The organism is Flindersiella endophytica, assembly GCF_054779015.1.
This window is the reverse complement of record NZ_BAAGYY010000044.1, coordinates 164,840-185,702: the sequence shown is the minus strand read 5'-3', so window position 1 is coordinate 185,702 and position 20,863 is coordinate 164,840. Positions and strand designations below refer to the sequence as shown.

Here is a 20,863-nt window from a genome sequence, read left to right as displayed (position 1 = left end):
GTTGGCCGCCCAGGACGTTCGCCCGGTTCGGGTACCTTGTCCAGGTGACCCCGCTGACACCGTTACGGCGATTCACCGCGCGCGCACTCCCCGTCAACTCCGAGGGGCGAGTCCTGCTCCTGAACGGCTTCGACCCGCACCGGCCCGACGAACCGTTCTGGTTCACCGTCGGCGGCGCGGCCGAGGACGGCGAGACGCTGCAGGAAGCTGCCATGCGCGAGCTGCACGAAGAGGCCGGGATCCTCGTCCAGGTAGAGGAGTTCAGCGAGTCGCTGGGGACGAGCACGGTCGAGTTCAGCTTCGGGCCGTACGCCATCACGCAGGACCAGACGTTCTTCGCCGTCCGGGTGGGTGACGCCGAGGTCTCCTTCGACCACATGGAGCCGATCGAGAAGGACACGACGCTCGGCTACCGCTGGTGGAACGCCGACGAGCTCGAGGCCAGCGACGTGACCTACCCGCCCGAACTTCCGGACGTTATCCGGAAAGCCACCGGCACCGTCTAGCCGTGGCCGAAGCCGCGGCGAAGGCGGAGCTGCGCGAGGCCGTTGCCGTCGGTGTCGTCGGCGAAGCCGAACGACAGGCCGCCGGCAGGTGTCGAAGCCACCGCCGCGTAGGCCTGCGTACGAGGCGTCACCGGGTTCACCTTCCGCGCCGGGAACACCCCGTCGAACGAGCCGTTCGCGGCCACTCCCCTGGCCCAGACGTCGGTGCCGTCGGACGCGGCCTCGTCGAACGCCACGATCGCGCGGCCGGTGGAGTCGATGCCGGCCTGCGGCACGGTCTGCGAACCGATCGCCGGGCACTCGGTGCAGTCGACCGAAGGAGCCGGCGTCAGCACCCGCTCGGAGAACCGTTGTGCTCCGCCCGCGTTGAAGCCGCGTACCCAGATCCGGTTGGCACCGCTGCGGTCGTCGGTCCAGGCGACGGTGAACGCGCCCGAGGCGTTCATCGCGACGCTGCCCTGGGTCTGGTCGCCGCCCGTCGCCGAGTTGGCGTTGGTCTCGGCGATCGCCACGCCGCCGCTCGCGTTGAACGCGGTCATGCCGACGTTGAACGAGCCGTTGCCGTCGGAGTCCTCGTCCCAGACGAAGGCGGCGTTGCCGGCGGAGTCGAGGGCCACGTCGGGGCGCCGGTTGAGCGTGCCACCGGCCGCGCTGACCTGCTTCTCATAACCACGGGTGAGGCCGGCCGAGAACCGGGCCGCGTGCACGGTCGCCGTCGTCGCGGTCTCCGACGGGCGGCTCTCCCACGCGACCACGAAGTCGCCGTCCGGCTCCGAGGCCACCGACGGGAAGATCTGGTCGCCGGCGGGGTCGGAGTTGGCCTGGACGCTGCCGAGCACCGGTCCGGTCGGGCCGAGGCGTACGACCTTCACGTTGCGCGAGCCGTTGCCGTCGCCGTCCTCGGCCCATGCCACCACGGTGTTGCCGGCGGAGTCGATCGCCACGTCGGGCTCGGTGTGGGCCCACGAGCCGCTGCCGGTGCCCGAGATGCTCTTCTCGAACACAGAAGTGCCGTTGTGGTACCTCCGCAGGAAGACCTGTGCGCTGGTGTTCGCGGTTCCCGGGCTGTCCTCCCAAGCCACGGCCAGGTCGCCCGCGTCGTTGGCGGCCATCGCCGGGTCGTCCTGGTCGCCGCCGGCCGCGGTGTTCACGGTCTGGTACGTCGCGTTCGGATAGCGGGACGGCTCGATCCTGATCGCCTCGTCGCGCACCTTGGTGTAGTCGGCGAGGAAGGCGTCGTACGTCGCGGCATCGTCGACCTTCATCAGCGTCTCGTCGTTGTCGTCCTTGGCGGCGCCGGTGTAGTTGTGCGAGCCGGTGTAGACGTACTTCTTGAACACGCCTGCCCTCGTCGACACGCCCTCGACGATCGCGTACTTCGAGTGGATGTTGGAGACGTAGCAGGCGTTGCCGTACGGATAGCGGCAGCCGCCGTCCGGCAGTCCGAACACCGCGATCCCGGCGTCGGCCAGCCCGGGCAGCGCGGTCTCGTCGCCGTCGGCGATCACCTCGACGCTGCAGCCGGCCGCGTGCTTGGCGGCCAGCACCGTTGTGATGTTGGGCCGGGCCGTCGTCCAGAACGCCATGCCGACGCGGATCTTGCCGTCCGGGCACTTGACGTCGTTCAGCATCGCGGCCGCGATGTCGGAGTTGCCGAACGTCGACGCGTCGCTGCTGGTGTTGCGCGGCGAGAAGAACACCTCGACCTTCCCGTCGGAGGTCTTTCCGCTGCCGGAGATCGTCTGCGGCTGGTGAGCCTTCAGCTTGGCCCAGTGGTTGCGGTAGACGGTCGCGAGGCCGGCATCGCCACTCGCGATCACGGCGTTGTTGTGCATCCGGGTCTGCGTCGTCGTCATGTTCTGCGACGTCTGCATCACGACGTTGGTCCGGCCGTCGGTGAGCGCGCTGAACACGTAGAACTTGTTGTGGTTGATCCGCCCGGCTTCCGAGCTGAGGCAGCCGTCGTCGCAGTAGGTGAAGTTGCCGGCCGGCAGGCCCGTCCGCAACCGCTGCTTGGCAGCCGACTCGGTGGGCTCGTCGTCCTCGGCGACCACCTGGACGTTCACTCCCCTGCCGTTGGCGGCCAGCAGCGCGTCGGTGACGGTCTCACGGGTCAGCGTGTAGATCGCCGCATGGATCGTCGATCCCGGAGCGGCCAGCCCGATCAGCTGGATCACCTTGTTCTCGATCGCCAGGTCCTGGGTGCCCGAGAGGGTCGGGTAGGTGAAGACGGTCTCGAACGTGGTGGCGGCGTTCGCCGGTGTGGCCGGTGCGAGGACAGCGGCGGCGAACGGCAACGCCAGCAGGGCGGCGAGAACGGATCGACGGCTCATGTTCACACCATCGGTGGAAATCCGCGACCGCGCAGGGGCATGGCACCAAGGAGCCAGCCGGTGAAAGCCACCCGAAAGCCGCCGGAAACCCGGCGGCCTGCGGACTCTGGGACTCAGTCCTTGCGGCCGGTGACGGCGACTCCCACGCCGAGGCCGATCATCGCCAGGCCGCCGGCGCCGCCGACCATCGCGAGACGTTGCGGCGAACGGGCGAACCAGGTGCGTGCGGTCGCCGCCGCCAGGCCCCACACGCTGTCGGACGTCAGCGCGATCAGGCAGAAGACCAGCCCGAACAGCAGCATCTGCAGGGCCGAGTGGCCGCGGCCCTGGTCGACGAACTGCGCAGCACCGCGACGAAGAACAGGATCGTCTTCGGGTTGGTCACGCCGACGACGAACCCGTCCCACAGCGTGCGCCAGCCGCGGTCCCTGCCCACCTCGACGTCGGCGAGCACGGCCGAAAGCGACCCACGCGAGCGGATCGCCTTCACTCCCAGGTAGACGAGGTAGGCCGCGCCGAGATACTTCAGCACTGCCAGCGCCAGCACGGAACGCTCCACCACGGCGCCGATTCCGAGCGCCACGGTCGCGACCAGGAGGAACGCGCCGGTCGCGTTGCCGAGGACGCTCATCAGCGCGGTCCGCCGGCCGTGAGCCAGCGCCCGCCCGATCGTGAACAGCACGCTGGGTCCGGGAACGACGATCAGCAGGAACGCCATGGCCGCGAACGCCAGCAGCCGGTCAATAGCCACCATGCCGTCCAAGCTACAGGCAGAGTTACAGCCAGACCCGAACCAAGTCGCGTCCTTGCAAGGCGAACAGCGACCGGCCGTCGGGCGCCGCGGCGAGCAGTGGGCGGCTGCCGTACCACTCCGAGTCGAGGTCCTCTACGAGCACCGTGACGCGCGGCGGGTCGCCGGAGTCACGGCCGGCGGCCGGGTCGATCCGGAACAGCGTGAACCCGTCGGCGCCGTAGAGACCGCCGCCGGCCTGGACCAGCGAGCCCCAGCCCGCGCCGGCCTGCGTCACCGACAGCACCGTCTGGCGCGTCGGGTCGACCACCGCGAGCTTGCCGGTGTTCGTCAGCAGGTAGACCAGCCCGCGGTAGACCTCGACGTCGGTGATCGCGGTCGCGCCGGGCACCGGCGTGATCTGCCAGCGCACCTTGCGTGTCCGGAGGTCGAACTGCGAGAGCGTCGCCTCCTTGACGATCGGGTCGGTGCCGAGCCCGTTGCGCGTCGAGCTGCCGAGGTAGGCGTTGTGGTCGGTCGCCGCGACGGACAGCACGGTCTGGTTCGGGATCACCCCGCGATAGACGTCCAGCTTGCCGTCGCGCTGGTCGCGGATCGACAGCGCGCCGTTCAGCTTGCCGTAGTCGGGCTCGGTGCCAACTAGCAGCGCACGCCGCGAGGCCACGTACGTCGCGTCGGTCGGGCGGGTCTGCTCGTTCCGGATCGGGTCCAGCTCGGCGAGGCTGTAGTCGTTTCCGGGCCGATCGGAACGCATCTGGAACAGCCGCGCCAGCGTGTAGACGCCGAGATAGACAGTCTCTCTTCCTGGGCGGCCTACCGGCGTCATCGTCTTGGCCTCGCCGACCAGGCTGATCCGCGTGCTGTCACCGCCGGCCAGGTCGTGGACCTGGATACCGCCCTTGCCGCTGACCAGCGCACGTCCGCCGCTGATCGTGACGGCCATCGGCAGCTCCGGCTGCGCGGGCAGGCCGGCCTCGGCCAGGTCGACCAGGCTGAACTCGCCGCTGGCGACGTCGTAGTCGACGACGTGCCCGGCGAGCTGGCCCCGGATCGTCCGCGCGGACGGGAAGATGCGGTAGAACGTCGCGCCGTCGAACGGCTGGCCGAGCCGCTTCAGCTCGCCGCTGCTCGCGACCCAGTGATAGAGCGTGCCGGACGGCCGGGTGCCGAAGTAGACGTCGCCGGTCGACGGCTCGACGGTCGCCGCCGTGACGTAGGAGTCGTCCGGCGGTTGCACCTCGCGCGGCGGCGCGGACAGGTCGCGCAGGTCGTAGACCAGCATGGTCGCGGTCGGCGACAGAGCAGCCGCGAGCGTGTCGCCCGCGATGTCGAGCGTCGCGACGAACGTCCGGTCGGCGTACTTGGCCGGCAGCAGGTCACGCTTGGCACCGGAGGACCGGTCGATCGCGATCAGGTGGGCGTGCGACCCGATGCCCGCGAAGATGGTGTCGCCGGTGACCGCGATGCTGCGGACGTACTTCTCGCCCGCCTGGACCACGCCGTGGTTCTTGGTCCGGCCGGTCGCCGGGTCGTACTCGTAGACCTCGGCGTTGGGGTACGTGCCGGCGAAGATCTTGCCGTCGGGCGAGACCGTCAGCGCCCAGATCCACTGCCCCATGTCGGCGACCTTGGTGACCGTGCCGGCCACGGTGTCGATCTTGTACAGGTGCCCGGGCCCGTACGTGCCGACGTAGAGATCGGTGCCGAGGTGCGTCATGCCCCAGACGCCATCGCCGGTCGGCAGCGGGAACTTCCTGTCGATCCGTTTGGTCGCCGCGTCGTACGCGCCGACGACCACCGGCGAGACGCCGGCCGTCGCGGTGTAGAGCCGGTCACCGACCTGGTCGGCCACGGTCGTCGCCGTGACGGACGACGCGGGCCCGAGATTCTCGATTCGAGGCGGCTCGGCCGTCGTGGCGCGCAGCGCGCGAATGGAGCTGGAACTGTCGAAGGGAACACCCATAGTGACGAAGCCGGCAGCGCCAAGACAGAAGATCATCAGAGCGCGGAGGAGCCAAGACCGCTCCCACCACATACGACGACCTCCCAGCCGGCTGCCCACCATCGCGTGCCTCGCCACACGTGCCAGCCCAGAAACATACCGGGAACTGGACCTTTTCGCGGATGAGCAGCCGAACCCACCGCCGCTGCTCGCACCTCGTTAGATGAGCCGAATCCGTACCAGGTTGCGAACTTTCAGGGCATAGACGCAGCGATCGTCCGGGCAGGCCGCCAGCAAGGGTGACGCTCCGTACCACTGCGCGCGCAAGCCGTCGGCGATCGTGGTGATCCGTGGCGCTTCGGAGTCGCGCGGATCGATCCGGTAGAGCCGATCGCCGTCAGTGGCGTACAACCGGCCGCCGGCCTCGACCAGCGTGCTGCGGTTCGCGCCCGGATGAGTGAACGAAATCACCTTCCGGCGCGCCGGGTCGAACACCACCAGGGAGCCGCCGTCGGTCACGGCGTAGACCAGCCCGCGGAACACCGCGAGGTCGGTGAGGCTCGTGACGCCGGGCGGCGGCGCGGCCCGCCAGAGCACCTTGCGCGTCCGCAGGTCGAACGCGACCAGCGTCGCACGGTCGGCGGTGGCCCGGGTGCCGAGACCGTTGCGCGTGGCGCCGCCGAGATAGGCGACGTCGCCGTCGGAGACGACCGAACGGACGGTCTGGTCGGGGATCAGGCCGCGATAGGTCCGCATCTCGCCGCTGCCCAGCTCGCGGATCGTGAGCGCGCCGTTCATCTGCCCGTAGTCGGGCTCGGTGCCGACCAGCAGCGCGTCGTGCTTCGGCTCGTACCAGGCGTCGGTGGGCCGGGTCTGCTGGTGACCGACCAGGCCCAGCAGCTCGGGGGCAGTGCTGTGGACGTTCCAGCGCAGCACCCTGGCTTGGGTGTAGGCGCTGAGGTAGACGGTGTCGTTCGCCGATCTGTTCTTCGGCCCGGACGCCGGGTCGCCGACCGGCGTGATCGCCTTGGCCTCGCCCGGCATCGGAACCCGGTGGCTGGCGCCGGTGCCGATGTCGTGGATCTGCATGCCGTGCTTGCCGCTCACCAGCACCTTGGAGTCGGCGACCGCGATCGCCATCGGCAGCTCGGGGCCGGGCACCAGGCCGGCCTCGGCGAGGTCGGACGTGGAGTACGTCCTGCTCGCGGGGTCGTACTCCACCACGCCGGTCTCGACCTCCGCGCGGAGCACGCTCTGGTCGTCGCGTCCGGGGAAGATGCGGTAGAACGTGGCGCCGGGATAGGGAGCGCCGAGGTTGGTGAGCTTCCTGGTGGCCGGGCGATAGCGGTAGAGGTTGCCGGTCGGGCGCGCGCCGAAGTAGATGTCACCGTTGGCCGCGACCTGAACCGCCGAGCTGAACGTCTCGCCGCGGGCCTGCACCTCGACCGGTGCACCGCTCGCGAGCCCGTTCGCGCCGAGCCGGAACACCAGCAGCGTGCCCTTCGGCGTCAGGCTGGTCGCGAGCGTACGGCCGTCGCGCGACAGCGAGAGCGTGGCGACGAACGTACGGCCGGAGTATTTCGACGGCAGCAGGTTGGTCTTGCGGCCGGTACGGCGGTCGATCGCGACCAGGTGGGCGTCGGTGCCGACGCCGGCGTAGATCGTGGTCCTGGTGGCGGCGATGCTGCGGACGTACTGCTGGTCCGGCACCACCCGGCCGAGGTTGGCGGCCTTGCCGGTCTTCGGGTCGTAGCGCCAGACCTCACCGCGGGGGTAGGTGCCGGCGAACAGCTTGCCGTCGGGTGCGGCGGTGAGCGACCAGATCCAGGTGCCGAGCTCGGCGACCTTGCGCACCGTGCCGCGCACGGTGTCGATCTTGTAGAGGTGGGCGGGGCCGTAGACGCCGACGTAGAGGTCGGTGCCGACGTGGGCCATCGCCCAGGCGCCGGTGCCGGTCGGCAGCTTGTAGGTCTTGGTCACCCGATGCTGGGCCGGGTCGTACGCGCCGACCAGCACCGGCGTGAGGCCGTTGCTGGCGGCGTAGATCCGGTCGCCGATCTGCTCGGCGACCATCGTCGAGGTGACCAGCGAGGCCGGGCCGAGGTCGAGCACCTTCGGGCCGGTCTCGACGTCGGGCACCGGTCGCGGTCTGGTGTCGGTCGCGGCCGGCGTCGGCTGGGCCTGTGGTGGATGCGAGGCGAAGGAGGCGGGCGCGGGCAGCAGGAACAGCATCGCCAGCACACAGATGCCGGACATGATCCGGCTGACCGGTGTGCGCGGGCGTCGCGCGTGCTGCCGTTCCTGCCGCATTCGACGCAACCTACCTGTTTCCTCGAGCTTTGGGACCTTGCCTCTAAGTGTCTCCCGGTTACGGCCCAATCAGGCCCTTCGACCCGAGCCGGAGGACGCTGAATTCCGGCGAGGCCTGAATCTCGTGCTCACAGAACCTTTCGGTCACCCACTGGTTCTTCGAGAACAGCTCCAGTTGATCGTTGTCGTGCGCAGACGTCGGATCAGCTGACTGCGAGTACGTCAGCAGCGTCCGGCTGTCGGGGCAGCGATCGCCGTCGAACGCCACGATGTGCAGATAGCTGGAGCTGTTGGAGCCGAGTCCACCGATCCGGGTGAATCCCTCCCCCGGCACCCAGTCGCTGGCGACGATCTTGAACACCCCGTTCACGGCCGAACCACCGCCGAGGGGAAGCTTGCGGTCGCCGACCCTGACGTACTGGTGGTCGCCGAGCTTCGCGTCCAGCGGGATACCCTCCTGCTGGAGCTGCTGGACGGCCGCGCTGAGCGCGGTCCTGACCTCGGGCGCGGCGGTGTTCAGCGTGTTCGGCGTGTTCACCGGGTCGTGGACGTCGAACGGCACCTTCCACAACACCTCGTCGGGCAGCGCGCGGTAGAGCCGCTCCCAGTACAGGCCGAACAGCAGAGCGCCACGGCTTTCGACGTTCCAGCGCAGGTCCCAGTCCGCCAGCACGTCACACGCCGTGGCCAGCTCAGAGCCCTGCTCGCGGCACATTCGTACGGTGTCGTCGCGAACGAGCTCCGCGGAGTAGGAGCGGTTGGAGTACAGCAGGTCGTGCATGGCCTGCGCGGTGAACGGCCCCTGCTCGAGCTGGTCGGTGATCTCGGTGATCGTGTCGCGGGTGCGCACGTTGCGGATCGAGCGCTCGCCGCCGAGGATCCGGTCGTAGCCCTCCAGCGGCTGGTTGGCGTTGGTCAACCAGTACGACTCGTTGGAGTTGGCCACGTAGTCGGTGCGGACCTGGGTCGGCAGGTTCGCCGGGCCGAACGTGCCGGGCTGGATCGCGTCCCGGTCGTTCTGCCACGCGCAGGCGCGACGCGAGCCGTCGAGCACCGCGATGCCCGCAGACGGGAACGTCTGCTTCCCGAGCTCGGTGTTGCAGCGCGCGGCGTGCTCGTCCGTGACGTTCGCGACGACGCTCGTGGCCGCGTACGCGACGTCGCCCTTGTGGTCGGCCACCAGCAGGTTGAAGACCGGCATGCCCTGGGTTTCCCGCATCTTGCGCAGGAAATCCTTGCTGTCCGTGGCCCGGCCGGCTTCGAACAGGGAGTTGAGCATCCGCAGGTTTCCCGCGTTGGGGTCGGCGAAGGCGTAGGCGGTGGTCGACGTCCAGGGCAGGCTCAGGTCACGCATGCCGTCGACGACCGGGCCGTACCTCGTGTTCCACTGGTGGCGCGTGACCTCGGCGAGGCTGCCGTCCGGCTGCCTGACCGTGACGGTGATCTGCTGTTCGCGCATCCGCTCCTCGCGGCCGTCCACCAGGTAGGTCGTCGGCTTGCCCGGTGCGAGTTTCAGCTCGAACAGCGTGAAGTGCCTGATCGCGTCGGCGATCGTGCCGCTCCACGCCTGCGTCTCGTTGTGGCCGAGCGAGATGAACGGCGTACCGACGAACGACGCTCCCGCCGCGTTGTAGCGGCCCGGGATCGTGAGCTGAGACTGTGTTTATCCAGCCCCCGCGGCCTACGGCCGCACGGGCCCACCCCGCTCCTTCCACCACAGCAGGTCGCCGACCCAGGGCAGATGCGGGTTCGCCAGCGAGATGCCGCGGCCGCCGCGGGCGGCCGTGCGGCCGACCGCGATCGCGTTGCTGCCCGGTCCGTCGATGCTCGTGGCGAACGCGCGGGCAGCGGCGGCCGGATCGCCGGCGGGCTTGGGTTCCGGCGCGCCGGGCTGCGGTGGCGCGGCGGCCGCGATGTTCTCCGGCACCTGGCTCTGGCTCATCAGCAGGCCGAGCGCGTACACCCGGCGGTAGATGTCGAGCTCGGTCATCGGCCGCAGCCAGCCGGCGTCCTGGCAGGAGGCGCGGTGTCCCTCGCGCTGATAGGCGTTGAAGCCCGCGGCGTACCCGCGGACCATCTCGCGGACCTCGGGCTTCGGGCCTCGTGGTGCGGGCTGGGCCAGCAGCTTCTCGATCGCCTTGGAGTCGTTGATCGCGGTGAAGTAGGTGTCGCTGGCGAGGTTGGTCCGGGTGGCGGCGATGATCGTCGTCGGCGCGGTGTCGGGACCGAAGTGGCGCGATCGCTCGCCGCCCAGCGTCAGCATGCCGTCCGCGATCACGCAGAGGTTGTCGCGGGCGGCGGCGTAGCCCTGGCCGTAACCGAGCGACCCGAAGTCGCCGGCCAGAACGTGTGGAATGCCGTATTCGGTGTAGCGGACGGTCGCTCGCGGCCGCTCGGCCGCGGCCACGGGTGCGATGAGGGGCACGGCGATGGGTACCGTGACGCCGAGTGCGAGCACAGCCGTCGTGAGCCCGATGAGGATTGGAGTCTTCATGATCATCAGGCTCGCCTGCGGGTGTCACGGGCCGCATCGGGAAAGACCCGGAGCGCAGGCTGGCCTGACCCGGTCTCAACCCTCGGCAGGGTCGAGCTGGACGTCGAAACCCTTCTCGTCGTAGAAGCAGATGTGGTCGCGGATCGCGGACACGCCGTCGTACGGCTCGGAGTAGAGCCAGGCGGCGTCCTCGAGCTCGCGGTCCTGCAGGTGGAGTGTCAGGTAGGACGCGTCGCCCTTGTACGGGCAGTGGGTCTGCGTGTCGGACGACTTGAACAGCTCGGTGCGCACGTCGCCGGGGTGGATGTAGTAGCGGTTCGGCAGGCCGGTCTCGGAGAGCACCAGCGCGCGGTCGGACTCGGCGACCAGGTGCCCGTCGAGCGTGACCTTGACCGCCCGCGACATCCGGCGGACGTCGATCCGATGGTAGGGGTCGCGGATGTGGCCTCTGACCTGCTCGTCCTCGTCGTACCAGGCGTCCAGCTTGTCCCAGTAGGCCGCGGCGTACCCGAGCAGCCAGCCGGACTCCTGGATGGGCTCGGGATAGGACCAGATCGCGTTCTCGGCGGTGCGGTCGCCGACGGCGATCGACCAGTAGGACGCGTCGCCCTTGAACGGGCAGTGCGTGTGATGGTCGGTCGGCTTCACCACCGCGGCGACGTGCTCCCACGGCACGTACAGCTGCGGTAGGAGGCCGGTCTCGTGCAGCAGCATCGCCTGATCGGAGTCGATGACGACCATGCCGCCGAACGTCGCGCGGACGCGGCGCGGGAACGGCTCGAAGAACAGACGGTGTGCTGGACCCTCGATTCGGTAGTTGACGGTCTCGCGTGCCTTGCCGGCCAGCGGTCCGTGTCCGATCGTCAGTGTCATAGCCCCAGTCTTCCCCCGCTCCCGCGCTTATGCGATGGGCTCGACGGATCGCCGAGGCTGGTGAGCCACCGCGGACCGCCGGGGCTCCCCGCGTTCGATGACTTCCGGGCCGGATCGCGGTCTTAGTCCGTAAAGCGTTCCGACCTTGGAGGGGTACATGCAGCAGGTGAGCCGCAGGCAGGTGCTCGGCTGGTTGTCCGCGAGTGGGCTGACTCTCGCCGGCGCCGGATCGGCTGGGCAGCCGGCGTTCGCGGCCGGTGGGGAGGCGATCGCCTACACCGGGGGGACCCTGATCGACGGGACGGGCGGGCGGCCCAGGCCGGACAGCACGATCGTCACGGTCGGCGGGGAGATCGCCGCGGTCGGACGTCTGCGCGCCGGCGTGCCTCACGGGGTCCGGGTCGTCGACGTACGCGGCACGTACGTGCTTCCCGGACTGGTCGACATGCACACGCACACGCTCGACCTGGAGCGGATCTGCCTCCCGTTGTACGTAGCCAACGGCGTGACCTCGATCCGGGAGATGATGGGCCGGCCGTTCCACCACACGATGCGCCGGCGGATCGAGGCCGGCGAGCTCGTCGGGCCGCGGATGGTGCTGGCCAGCAACGCGATCGACGGCCCGTACTCGTTCTTTCCCGGTGACATCACCGGCGTCCGTACACCGGAGGAGGCGCGGGCCGCGGTACGGCAGGCTCGGGCGGAGGGTGCCGACTTCATCAAGGTGTTCTCGCACCTGAACGACGAACTGCTCACCGCGATCGCCGGTGAGGCGCGCCGGCTCGGGCTGCCGTTCTCCGGGCACCTGCCCGACGAGGTCAGCACCGAACGCGGCAGCGAGCTCGGGATGCTGACGATGGAGCACCTCTGGGGGCTGATCATCGACGTCGCGAGCACGAGGGACGAGGTACGCCGGCAGATCGCGGCGAACCCGATCGATCCAGCCAATCCCGTCCTGCGCTGGATCCTCGTTCGCCAGCTGGAAGCCGCGGCGGCCAAGGAGTACGACCCGCGACGGGCGGCGCGGCTGTTCGCGTCGCTGCGGCGCCGCGGGACGGTCATCGAGCCGACCTTGCACGTCAACCGCACCTTCTATTTCGCGCCGCAGGTCGTCAAGGCCAACGAGCAGGCGAAGTACGTGCCGTCGTGGCTGCGCGGCGACTGGGACGCGCAGCTCGGGCCGGACTGGACGCCGGAGCAGATCGCCGCCGGGCAGCAGACGTGGGAACGCCTGCTGCGGCTGGTCGCCGAGCTCGAGGCCGCCGGCGTGACGCTCACGGCCGGAACCGACTGCGGCCTGCCCGCGTACGGCGTTCCGGGCTTCAGCATGCACGACGAACTGGAGAAGCTCGTGGCCGCCGGGCTGTCGCCGATGCGGGCGATCCAGACAGGAACGCGCGACGCGGCGCGGACGGCGGGGATCGGGCACGTGACCGGGACCGTGGCGCCCGGCAGGTCGGCCGACCTGCTGATCGTGGATCGTTCGCCGCTGGACGACATCGGCAACCTGCGGCGCATCCATGCTGTGGTGAACCGGGGCACGCTGATCACGCGGGCGCAACGGGAGCGGATGCTCGCCGAGGTCGAGGCGGCCGCCGAGACCACACCACGGCCCGCCGCGACAGCGATCGCCGGCTGCTGCCGTTCCGCCTGAGGTGCGTCCGGCGGGTTGCCCGCCCTGCCAGACTGTCGAGACATGGACGAGGCTCGGCCGGTCGAACGTCAGCGTGGGCTGGTCGCCGCGGTGATCGACCAGGGCGCGCTGACGTTCGACCTGGCCGTGCCGTGCGAGGTGTTCGGCGTCGACCGGTCGGACATCGTGCGGCCGTGGTACGACTTCCGGCTCGTCGCCGTCGACGGGCCCGTGCGGACCTCGACCGGGTTCGTGATCGAGACTCCGTACGGGCTGGACACGCTGGCCGAGGCCGGAACCGTGATCGTGCCGGGCTGGAGCGACCCGTCGGACGTGCCGGCGGCACCTTTGGTGGAGGCGTTGAACGCCGCGCACCGGCAGGGCGCCCGGGTGGTTTCGCTGTGCACGGGTGCGTTCGTGCTGGCCGCGGCCGGACTGCTGGCGGGCCGGCGGGCGACGACCCACTGGAAGTACGCCGACCGGCTGGCCGCGGTGGCCGGCGGCGCGACGATCGACCCGGCGGTCTTGTACGTCGCCGACGGCGACGTCTACACCTCGGCAGGCACCGCGGCCGGCATCGATCTGTGCCTGCACCTGGTGCGCCTGGACCACGGCGCGGCCGTCGCGAACGCGGTGGCGCGGCGGATCGTGATGCCGCCGTACCGCGACGGCGGCCAGGCGCAGTACGTCGAGCAGGCGACCGCGGCGAGCTCGAACGACGCGTCGTTCGCCGCGCTGCTCGACTGGGGACGGGCACATCTCGGCGACCGGATCGACGTGCCCGCCCTGGCGCGGCAGGGCAACCTCAGCGTGCGCAGCCTGCGCCGCCGGTTCGAGGAGCTGCTCGGGATGGCGCCGAGCCAGTGGCTACGGCGCGAGCGGCTGCGGCTGGCCCAGCAACTGCTGGAGTCGAGCGACGCCGCCGTCGACCGGGTGGCGGAGCTGGCGGGGTACGCGTCGGCATCGGCGATGCGGTCCGAGTTCGCCCGCCACGTGCTGGTCTCACCCCGCCAGTACCGCCGAACCTTCCGCGAGCACAGCACATCCGCCGGCCCGGCCTAGACAGGCGGCTGCGGGTCGCACCGGACGTACCGGGCGACGCGACCGGAGTTCGCCCGCCACGTGCTGGTCACACCCCGGCCGTACTGCCGGCGGATGCTCCCGCGAGCGCAGCACATCCGCCGGCCCGGCCTAGACAGGCGGCTGCGGGTCGTACTGGATGTAGCGGCGGACGTCCTTGGCGGCTTGCTCGCTGTCGAGCCGCTTGATGAGGTACAGGGCCAGGTCGATCCCGGCCGACACGCCGGCGGCGGTGAGCACCTGGCCCGCGTCGACATAGTGGGCTTCGGGACGGACCTCGATGTCGCGGCCGGGCTCCTTGCCGAGCTCCTCGAGCCGTTCGATCGAGCCCCAGTGCGTGGTGGCCGGCTTGCCGTCGAGCAGGCCCGCCTCGGCGTACACGAGTGCACCGTTGCAGATGCTCACCATCAGCGTCCCGGCGTCGGACAGCGCACGCAGGCGCTCGTGGACCGCGGAGTTGTTCACGTTGCCGACCCTGCCACCCGGCAGCACGAGCAGGTCGTACGCCGGCCGATCGGCCCAGGCCCGGTCGGGCGTGACGGTCAGGCCGTGCGCGCATCGCAGTGGTTCGCTGGTCTCGGCGACCGTGGTCACCTCGGCCGGGCCGGTGTCCATCCGCGACCACGCGCCCAGCACCTCCCACGGGCCGGCGAAGTCGAGCTCCTCGACGCCTTCGAACAGGTAGATGCCGACGTTCATCTCACTCGGACGATCGGTAGCCACGGAGTCCTCCTCGAGTTCCGGTTTGCCAGGGCTCCATGCTCCGTCCGGCGGACCGAGCGCCGCCACCGTTCACCGGCCAGGAAGCGCAGGTCTCCGGCCAATCCCCACGCGCTCGGTCTCGTTGTTCGGCCGCGCACGTTAGCCACGTAAATAGGTGCTTCGCCACGTCCCGGGGCGTGGTTAACCCGCCAATTACGTGGTTAACGTGGTCATTCGCGGGGGGCGGGTCAGGCGAGCGGATCGTCGTCGCCGTAGGGGCGGAGGCGGAGCGTGCGCGCGTCCAGGCGGGACAGCTCGTCGGCCCGGGCGAGCAGCGCTTCGATGTCGTCGGTGCCGGCTCGCAGGTAGCGGCCGGACAACGAGTCCGCTCGGCCGGCGGCGATCGTGGTGACGATGTCGGTGACGGCCTCCGGAGGCGTCCATTCCGTACGGCCGCGGTGCATCTCCATCGACAGCGTCATGTCGGTGGCCACGTGGCCCGGCGAGACGTCGAACGCGGTGATCCCCCGCTCCCCCGCCGCCGCGATGATCGCGGCCGTGACGCGGACCAGCGCGGTCTTCGCCGCCCGATAGCCGCTGTAGATCACGCCGTCGGCGATCGCCACACCGCTTGTCAGGTTGACGATCCGGCCCGCGCCGCGCGACACCATCTCCGGCAGCACCGCGTGGCAGAACAGGAACGGCCCGCGCAGGTCGGTCTCGACGATCGCCCACCACTCGTCGGGATCGGCCTCCCACAACGGCACTTCGCTCGACTCGATCCGGCCGGCGTTGTTGACCAGCAGGTCGATCGGGCCGAGCTGTTCTCGCACGGCCGCCACGGCTTCTCGCACCTGCTCGCCGGACGTCACGTCGGCGGTCGCGATCGCCGCCTTCGGCCCGCACTCCGCGCGGACGCGTTCCAGCGCGTCGCCGTCACGCGCGACCAGGCCGACCGCGATCCCCTTCCGCGCAAGGCCGATCGCGATGTCACGGCCGATGCCCCGGCTCGCTCCGGTGACCAGCGCGACAGTGCTCGGTCCGGGATCGGGACTCACACCAGCTCCAAGTCGAACTCGGCGACGACGGGGTAGTGATCGGACGCCACGTCGGCCGCATCGCCGGACACGATCGCGCACGAGCTCGCCAGCTCCGCGACCGACTCGCTGCCGAGGATGTAGTCGATCCGCGCACCCGGAAAGACCTTCCGCGCGTGGCTGGCGGTCGGGATCGTGTAGGCCTGCTCGCCGGCGTGGAACCGCTGCCAGAGGTCGACGAACCCCGCACCGGTGAGGGTTGCGACCGCCCGCGTATCGACCTCGTACTCCGTGCCGGGCACCACGTGCCGGGCCCGCTGCACCGCCGGAAGCCGCTTCACCAGCTCGGCGTGGTCCGTCGACGGCGACAGGGAGTTGAGGTCGCCCATCAGCAGCACCTTCCGGTCGCTGCTGCTGGCGAAGCGCGTGAGGTACTGCGCCTCCACCACTCGCACCTCACCGCCGAACGGGCACAGGTGCGTGCCCACGATCGTGAGCGGCCCCGCCGACGTCTCGACGACGACCTCCAGCGCGGCGTGGTGGAAGTGGTCGCTGTCGGCCTCGGTCTTGCGTACCTCGCATCGCTTCGGTACGAACACGCCCACGTGGTAGCCGGTCTTCGCCGGCGCCAGGAAGCCGCGCAGGCCGGTGTCGTTCTCCAGGCGATGCAGTACGCGATGCCCGAACAGCTCGGCGTGGTTGAGCTCCTGCACCACGAGCACGTCCGGCGCCTCGGCCCGTACGACCTCGAGCACCGACTCGAGCCGGCCGTAGTCGAGGTCGTCCTGCCCGCCGTTCAGGATGTTGTACGTCATCGCCTTCATGCGGCAGTCAAACTCCCGTCACGCACCGCGCTGCGTCGCCCCGAAGCGCTGCGCGGCCAGGTCGACCGCGGCCTGCTTCGCGGTGGCGAGCTCGGCGTCGGTCAGCGTCCGGTCGGGTGCTCGGAACCGGAAGCTGAACGCCAGCGACTTCGTGCCGTCGGGGATCTGCGATCCGGTGTAGACGTCGAACAGCCGCAGTGACTCCAGCAACTCCCCCGCGCCTTCGCGGAGCGCCGCCTCGACCTCGGTGACCGGGACCTCGGCCGGCACGACCAGCGCGACGTCCTCCTTCGCGACCGGGAACGTCGAGAAGTGGGGCGCCGGGATCACCTCGGGCGCGGCCGCGATCACCGCGTCGAGGTCGAGCTCGGCCGCGCAGGTACGGGCCGGCAGCTCGAACGCCTGGCACACCTTGGGGTGCAGCTCGCCGGCGTACCCGACGACCGTGGTGCCGACGACCAGCTCGGCGCAGCGGCCGGGGTGCCACGGCGCGCGGCCACCCTGGCGGACGGCCAGCTCGACCTCGGCCGTCCGGGCCACCAGCCGGGCGGCTTCCACCGCGTCGGCCCACGAGACCGGGCGGGCGTCGCCCCACCAGCCGGCAGGAGTCCACGCGCCGGTCAGCACGACACCGAGGTGGCGCGGTTGCCTGGGCAGCGCGGCGTTCAGGCCCGCGAGCTCGTCGTCGGACGGGCGGTGGTCGACGCTCGGCCTGGGCGCGTGCGGCTGGTCGGCGCCGGGCAGGAACACCGGGCCGGACTCGAAGATCGCCAGGTCGGTCTGGCCGCGGCCGACGTTGCGCTGCGCCGCCGTGAGCAGGCCCGGCAGCAGCGTGGTGCGCAGGCCCGGCTGCTCGTCCGACAGCGGGTTGGCCAGCTCGACGGTCCGTCGCAGCGGGTCGTCCGCCGGCAGGCCGAGCCGGTCGTAGTCGGCGGTGCCGGTGAACGGGTACGCCAGCACCTCGACGTAACCGGCGCCGGCCAGCGCCAGGCCAATCCGGCGGCGCAACCGCTGCGAGACCGTCCAGCCGCGACCCGGCGGGGCGACCGGCAGCACGCTCGGCACCGCGTCGTAGCCCTCGAGCCGGATCACTTCCTCGGCGAAGTCGTTGGGGTCGGTGAGGTCGGGCCGCCAGGACGGCGGCGTCAGCGCGAGCAGGTCGCCCTCGGCCTCGACCGTGCAGCCGACGTCGCGCAGCCGCCGGGCGGCGACCTCGGCGGAGATCGGGTAGCCGGCGACCTGTGCGGCGTGGCCGGCCGCCAGGCGTACGGTCTCGCGGCCCGGCACCGATCCGACCAACGCGGCCGAGTCGATCGTGCCGCCGCCGAGCTGGGTCAGCAGCTCGGCCACACGGTAGGCGGCGTACGCCTGCAGCTGCGTGTCGACACCGCGCTCGAACCGCTTGGACGCCTCGGTCGACAGCTTGTGCCGGCGCGAGGTGCGGGCGATGCGTACGGGGTCCCAGTACGCCGCCTCGACCACGATGTCGGTCGTCCGGCTGTCGAGCTCGGTGGAGTCGCCGCCCATCACGCCACCGAGCCCGACCGGGCCGGTGTCGTCGGTGACGACCATGTCCGACCCCTCGAACGAATCAGACGCTGCGAGCTCGCGGGTGGCGCTGTCGAGCGTGACGAGCTTCTCGCCCTGCTGCGCCGCGCGTACGACGATCGGGCCGGTCAGCTTGGCACGGTCCCAGCCGTGGATCGGCTGCCCGATCTCGTACATGACGTAGTTGGTGATGTCGATCGACAGCGCCAGCGGACGCGTGCCGGCGAGCTGGATCCGGCGGCGCAGCCAGCGCGGGCTGGGCGTGTCGGGGTCGAAGCCGCTGACGCTCGTCACGGCGAACGCCGGGCAGCCGGGGTCCTCGAGGCGGACGGGGTACGGGTCGCCGAACTCGTCCAGCTGTGCACGGACCGGGTCCTTGAGCTCCACACCGAACGCGGTCGCGGCCTCGCGGGCCACGCCGCGGATCGACATGGTGTAGCCGCGGTCGGGCGTAACCGCGATGTCGAGAACGTCCTCGCGCAGGTGCAGCAGCGCCTTCGCGTCGTCGCCGGGCCGGCCCTCGTCGGGGCCGAGCACCATGATGCCGGCGTGGTCGTCGCCGAGGCCGAGCTCGCGTTCGGAGCAGATCATGCCGTCGGAGACGTGGCCGTAGGTCTTCCTCGCGGTGATCGCGAAGCCGCCCGGAAGCACGACACCGGGCAGCGCGACCACGACGAGGTCGTTCTGGGCGAAGTTGTGGGCGCCGCAGACGATGCCGCGCGGCTCGCTGCCCGCACCCACGTCGACCTGGCACCAGCGGATCGTCTTGCCGTTCTTCTGTGGCTCGTCCTGGAACTCCAGCACGCGGCCGACCGTGAGCGGGCCCTCGACGTCGGCACCGGCCTCCTCGACACCCTCGACCTCGAGACCGGCCGCGATCAGCCGGTCGGCGATCTCGCGGGCGCTGACCTCGGCGGGCAGCTCGACGAACTCCCTCAGCCAGGAGATCGGGACGCGCATCAGTTCTCCATTCCGAATGCCAAGCTGAAGCGGATGTCGCCTTCGACCATGTCGCGCATGTCCTCGATGCCGTGGCGGAACATCAGCGTGCGCTCCAGGCCCATGCCGAACGCGAAGCCGGAATAGCGCTCGGGGTCGACACCGCACGCGGTGAGCACGCGTGGGTTGACCACACCGCAGCCGCCCCACTCGATCCAGCCCTCGCTGGAGCACGTACGGCAGGGGCGGTCGGGGTTGCCGACCGACTCGCCGCGGCAGACGAAGCACTGCAGGTCGAGCTCGGCCGACGGCTCGGTGAACGGGAAGTAGTACGGACGCAGGCGCGTCGAAAGGCCCTCGCCGAACATCGCCTGGGCGAAGTGGTCGAGCGTGCCCTTGAGATGGGCCATCGTGATGCCCTCGTCGACGACCAAGCCCTCGACCTGGTGGAAGACGGGCGTGTGGGTGGCGTCCAGCTCGTCGGTGCGGTAGACGCGGCCAGGGCAGACGATGTAGATCGGCGGCTTGCGCGACAGCATGGTGCGGGCCTGGCCCGGGCTGGTGTGGGTTCTGAGGACGACGCCGGCGTCGATCGGGTCGACGAAGAAGGTGTCCATCGTGGTGCGCGCGGGGTGGTCCGGCGGGATGTTGAGCGCGTCGAAGTTGAGCCACTCGGCCTCGACCTCGGGCCCTTCGACGATCTCCCAGCCCATCGCGGCGAACACGTCGCCGACCCGCTCCTGGATCGTGGTCAGCGGATGCCGCGCGCCTTGCGGCCGTACGTCCCACGGCAGCGTGACGTCGACCGCCTCCTCGACGAGGATGCGCGACTCGCGTTCCTCCTCGAGCTGGACCTGGCGCTGCTTGAGCGCCTCGGTGACCTGCTTGCGGGCAGCGCCGATCCGCATGCCGGCGTCCTTGCGCGCCTGCGGCGGCAGCGCGCCGATCTCGCGGTTGGCGAGACCGAGCGGACTGCGGTCACCGGCGTGGGCGAGGCGAGTCTCCTTGAGCTCGGCCAGGTCCTTCGCGGCGGCGATCGCGGCCAGCGCGTCGTCCCGCATCCGCTCGACTTCGCTCGCATGGAGCGGCGTGACCTCTACCGGGTCGTAGTTGCTGTTCGGGCCAGACATCGGCAGCGGGCTTTCCCCTCATCAAGTCCTACGCGTGAAGAAGGAGTGGGGTGGGTCGGGGCGGGCGAAGCCCGCCCGGGGGCTGGAGAAAACACAGTCTAGGTATTCGAGCCCGCGCGGAGCTGCCGGGGCGCCCACGCGAAGAACGCCGCCAGCGCGGCGTCCACCAGCAGTCCGGCGATCGGCCACAGCAAGGCGAGCAGGATCGCGACGACGTAACCCGCCGGGCCGATCAGGGAGCGGCGGAGCGCGGTGCGGTCCCGGCCGCGGGCGCCCGGGACGAGCAAGTGGCCGTGCCGCACCACGTAGAGCCACATGAGCGTGATCCACGTGGCGCCCGCGCCGAGCGTGATCGTGAACAGCACGACCGCGGCGGATGCGTCGGGCTCCCCGATCCGGTCGCCGGCCACCGCGGTCGGCAGCGGCAGGAACGCGATTGTGAGCAGCAGGCCGAGATTCAGGAACAGCAGGGGCCGGTCCACTCGTTCCACCAGGTGAAACAAGGCGTGGTGGTTGACCCACAGGATGCCGATCGTGATGAAGCTGATGGCGTACGCCGTGAAACCCGGCCACTCGGCGCCCAGCCATCGTCCGATCGTTTCGTCGGCGGCCGGCCGGGCCACCTCGAGAATCAGCAGGGTCGCGGCGATCGCGATCACGCCGTCACTGAAGGCTTCCAGCCGGGATGTGGGGATGGGTGGGATGGGCGGGGTGGCTCCCCGCTCCGGCTCGGTGTCCACGGCGAGCCATCAGATCACAGC

At 70.5% G+C, this 20,863-nt stretch carries 15 protein-coding genes and 1 pseudogene; 3 read left to right on the top strand and 13 right to left on the bottom strand.

Annotation, left to right across the window (positions count from 1 at the left end):
• Positions 1 to 44: 44 nt before the first annotated feature.
• Positions 45 to 506 (top strand): NUDIX hydrolase, encoded by a 462-nt coding sequence (locus tag ACYVF6_RS45730; RefSeq protein ID WP_460533375.1) that lies wholly within the window; start codon positions 45 to 47, stop codon positions 504 to 506.
• Here the strand turns inward: ACYVF6_RS45730 and ACYVF6_RS45725 are convergent.
• The 7 genes and pseudogenes from ACYVF6_RS45725 to ACYVF6_RS45695 form a co-directional block, all read right to left on the bottom strand.
• Entirely contained in the window at positions 503 to 2,839 is a 2,337-nt protein-coding gene (locus ACYVF6_RS45725; protein ID WP_460533372.1) for a phospholipase D-like domain-containing protein, read from the bottom strand. The genes ACYVF6_RS45730 and ACYVF6_RS45725 overlap by 4 nt on opposite strands.
• Positions 2,840 to 2,952: 113 nt before the next feature.
• On the bottom strand, positions 2,953 to 3,141 hold the full coding sequence (locus ACYVF6_RS45720; RefSeq protein ID WP_460533369.1) for a hypothetical protein: 189 nt from the start codon (positions 3,139 to 3,141) through the stop codon (positions 2,953 to 2,955).
• Positions 3,111 to 3,593: a LysE family translocator gene (locus ACYVF6_RS45715; RefSeq protein WP_460533365.1), complete on the bottom strand. Its 483-nt coding sequence runs from the start codon at positions 3,591 to 3,593 to the stop codon at positions 3,111 to 3,113. Before ACYVF6_RS45715 ends, ACYVF6_RS45720 begins: the two co-directional genes overlap by 31 nt.
• Before the next feature lie 22 nt (positions 3,594 to 3,615).
• Positions 3,616 to 5,553 (bottom strand): YncE family protein, encoded by a 1,938-nt coding sequence (locus tag ACYVF6_RS45710; protein ID WP_460533362.1) that lies wholly within the window; start codon positions 5,551 to 5,553, stop codon positions 3,616 to 3,618.
• 198 nt (positions 5,554 to 5,751) lie between these two features.
• Entirely contained in the window at positions 5,752 to 7,842 is a 2,091-nt protein-coding gene (locus tag ACYVF6_RS45705; protein WP_460533359.1) for an outer membrane protein assembly factor BamB family protein, read from the bottom strand.
• A 58-nt stretch (positions 7,843 to 7,900) separates the two neighbouring features.
• Positions 7,901 to 10,336: pseudogene (locus ACYVF6_RS45700) on the bottom strand (penicillin acylase family protein).
• A 75-nt stretch (positions 10,337 to 10,411) separates the two neighbouring features.
• Positions 10,412 to 11,209, bottom strand: coding sequence for a DUF427 domain-containing protein (locus ACYVF6_RS45695; RefSeq protein ID WP_460533357.1), 798 nt, complete (start codon positions 11,207 to 11,209; stop codon positions 10,412 to 10,414).
• A 157-nt stretch (positions 11,210 to 11,366) separates the two neighbouring features.
• On the opposite strand from ACYVF6_RS45695, the gene ACYVF6_RS45690 reads away from it, so the two are divergent.
• Both ACYVF6_RS45690 and ACYVF6_RS45685 read left to right on the top strand, forming a co-directional pair.
• Positions 11,367 to 12,863, top strand: a complete 1,497-nt coding sequence (locus ACYVF6_RS45690) for an amidohydrolase family protein (RefSeq protein WP_460533354.1) — start codon at positions 11,367 to 11,369, stop codon at positions 12,861 to 12,863.
• A 42-nt stretch (positions 12,864 to 12,905) separates the two neighbouring features.
• Entirely contained in the window at positions 12,906 to 13,904 is a 999-nt protein-coding gene (locus ACYVF6_RS45685; RefSeq protein WP_460533351.1) for a helix-turn-helix domain-containing protein, read from the top strand.
• Between the two features lie 129 nt (positions 13,905 to 14,033).
• Here the strand turns inward: ACYVF6_RS45685 and ACYVF6_RS45680 are convergent, their stop codons facing one another.
• The 6 genes from ACYVF6_RS45680 to ACYVF6_RS45655 form a co-directional block, all read right to left on the bottom strand.
• Complete coding sequence (locus ACYVF6_RS45680) at positions 14,034 to 14,645, bottom strand: DJ-1/PfpI family protein (RefSeq protein WP_460533348.1); 612 nt, start codon at positions 14,643 to 14,645, stop codon at positions 14,034 to 14,036.
• 227 nt (positions 14,646 to 14,872) lie between these two features.
• The gene (locus ACYVF6_RS45675; protein ID WP_460533345.1) at positions 14,873 to 15,682 is read right to left on the bottom strand and encodes an SDR family NAD(P)-dependent oxidoreductase; all 810 of its coding nucleotides are present in this window, start codon (positions 15,680 to 15,682) and stop codon (positions 14,873 to 14,875) included.
• Entirely contained in the window at positions 15,679 to 16,485 is an 807-nt protein-coding gene (locus tag ACYVF6_RS45670; protein WP_460533342.1) for an endonuclease/exonuclease/phosphatase family protein, read from the bottom strand. The genes ACYVF6_RS45675 and ACYVF6_RS45670 overlap by 4 nt, the downstream gene beginning before the upstream one ends.
• An 18-nt stretch (positions 16,486 to 16,503) precedes the next feature.
• The gene (pheT, locus tag ACYVF6_RS45665) at positions 16,504 to 18,993 is read right to left on the bottom strand and encodes a phenylalanine--tRNA ligase subunit beta (protein ID WP_460533339.1); all 2,490 of its coding nucleotides are present in this window, start codon (positions 18,991 to 18,993) and stop codon (positions 16,504 to 16,506) included.
• Complete coding sequence (gene pheS, locus ACYVF6_RS45660; RefSeq protein WP_460533336.1) at positions 18,993 to 20,102, bottom strand: phenylalanine--tRNA ligase subunit alpha; 1,110 nt, start codon at positions 20,100 to 20,102, stop codon at positions 18,993 to 18,995. The genes pheT and pheS overlap by 1 nt, the downstream gene beginning before the upstream one ends.
• A 98-nt stretch (positions 20,103 to 20,200) precedes the next feature.
• Entirely contained in the window at positions 20,201 to 20,842 is a 642-nt protein-coding gene (locus ACYVF6_RS45655; protein WP_460533333.1) for a TMEM175 family protein, read from the bottom strand.
• Positions 20,843 to 20,863: the final 21 nt, after the last annotated feature.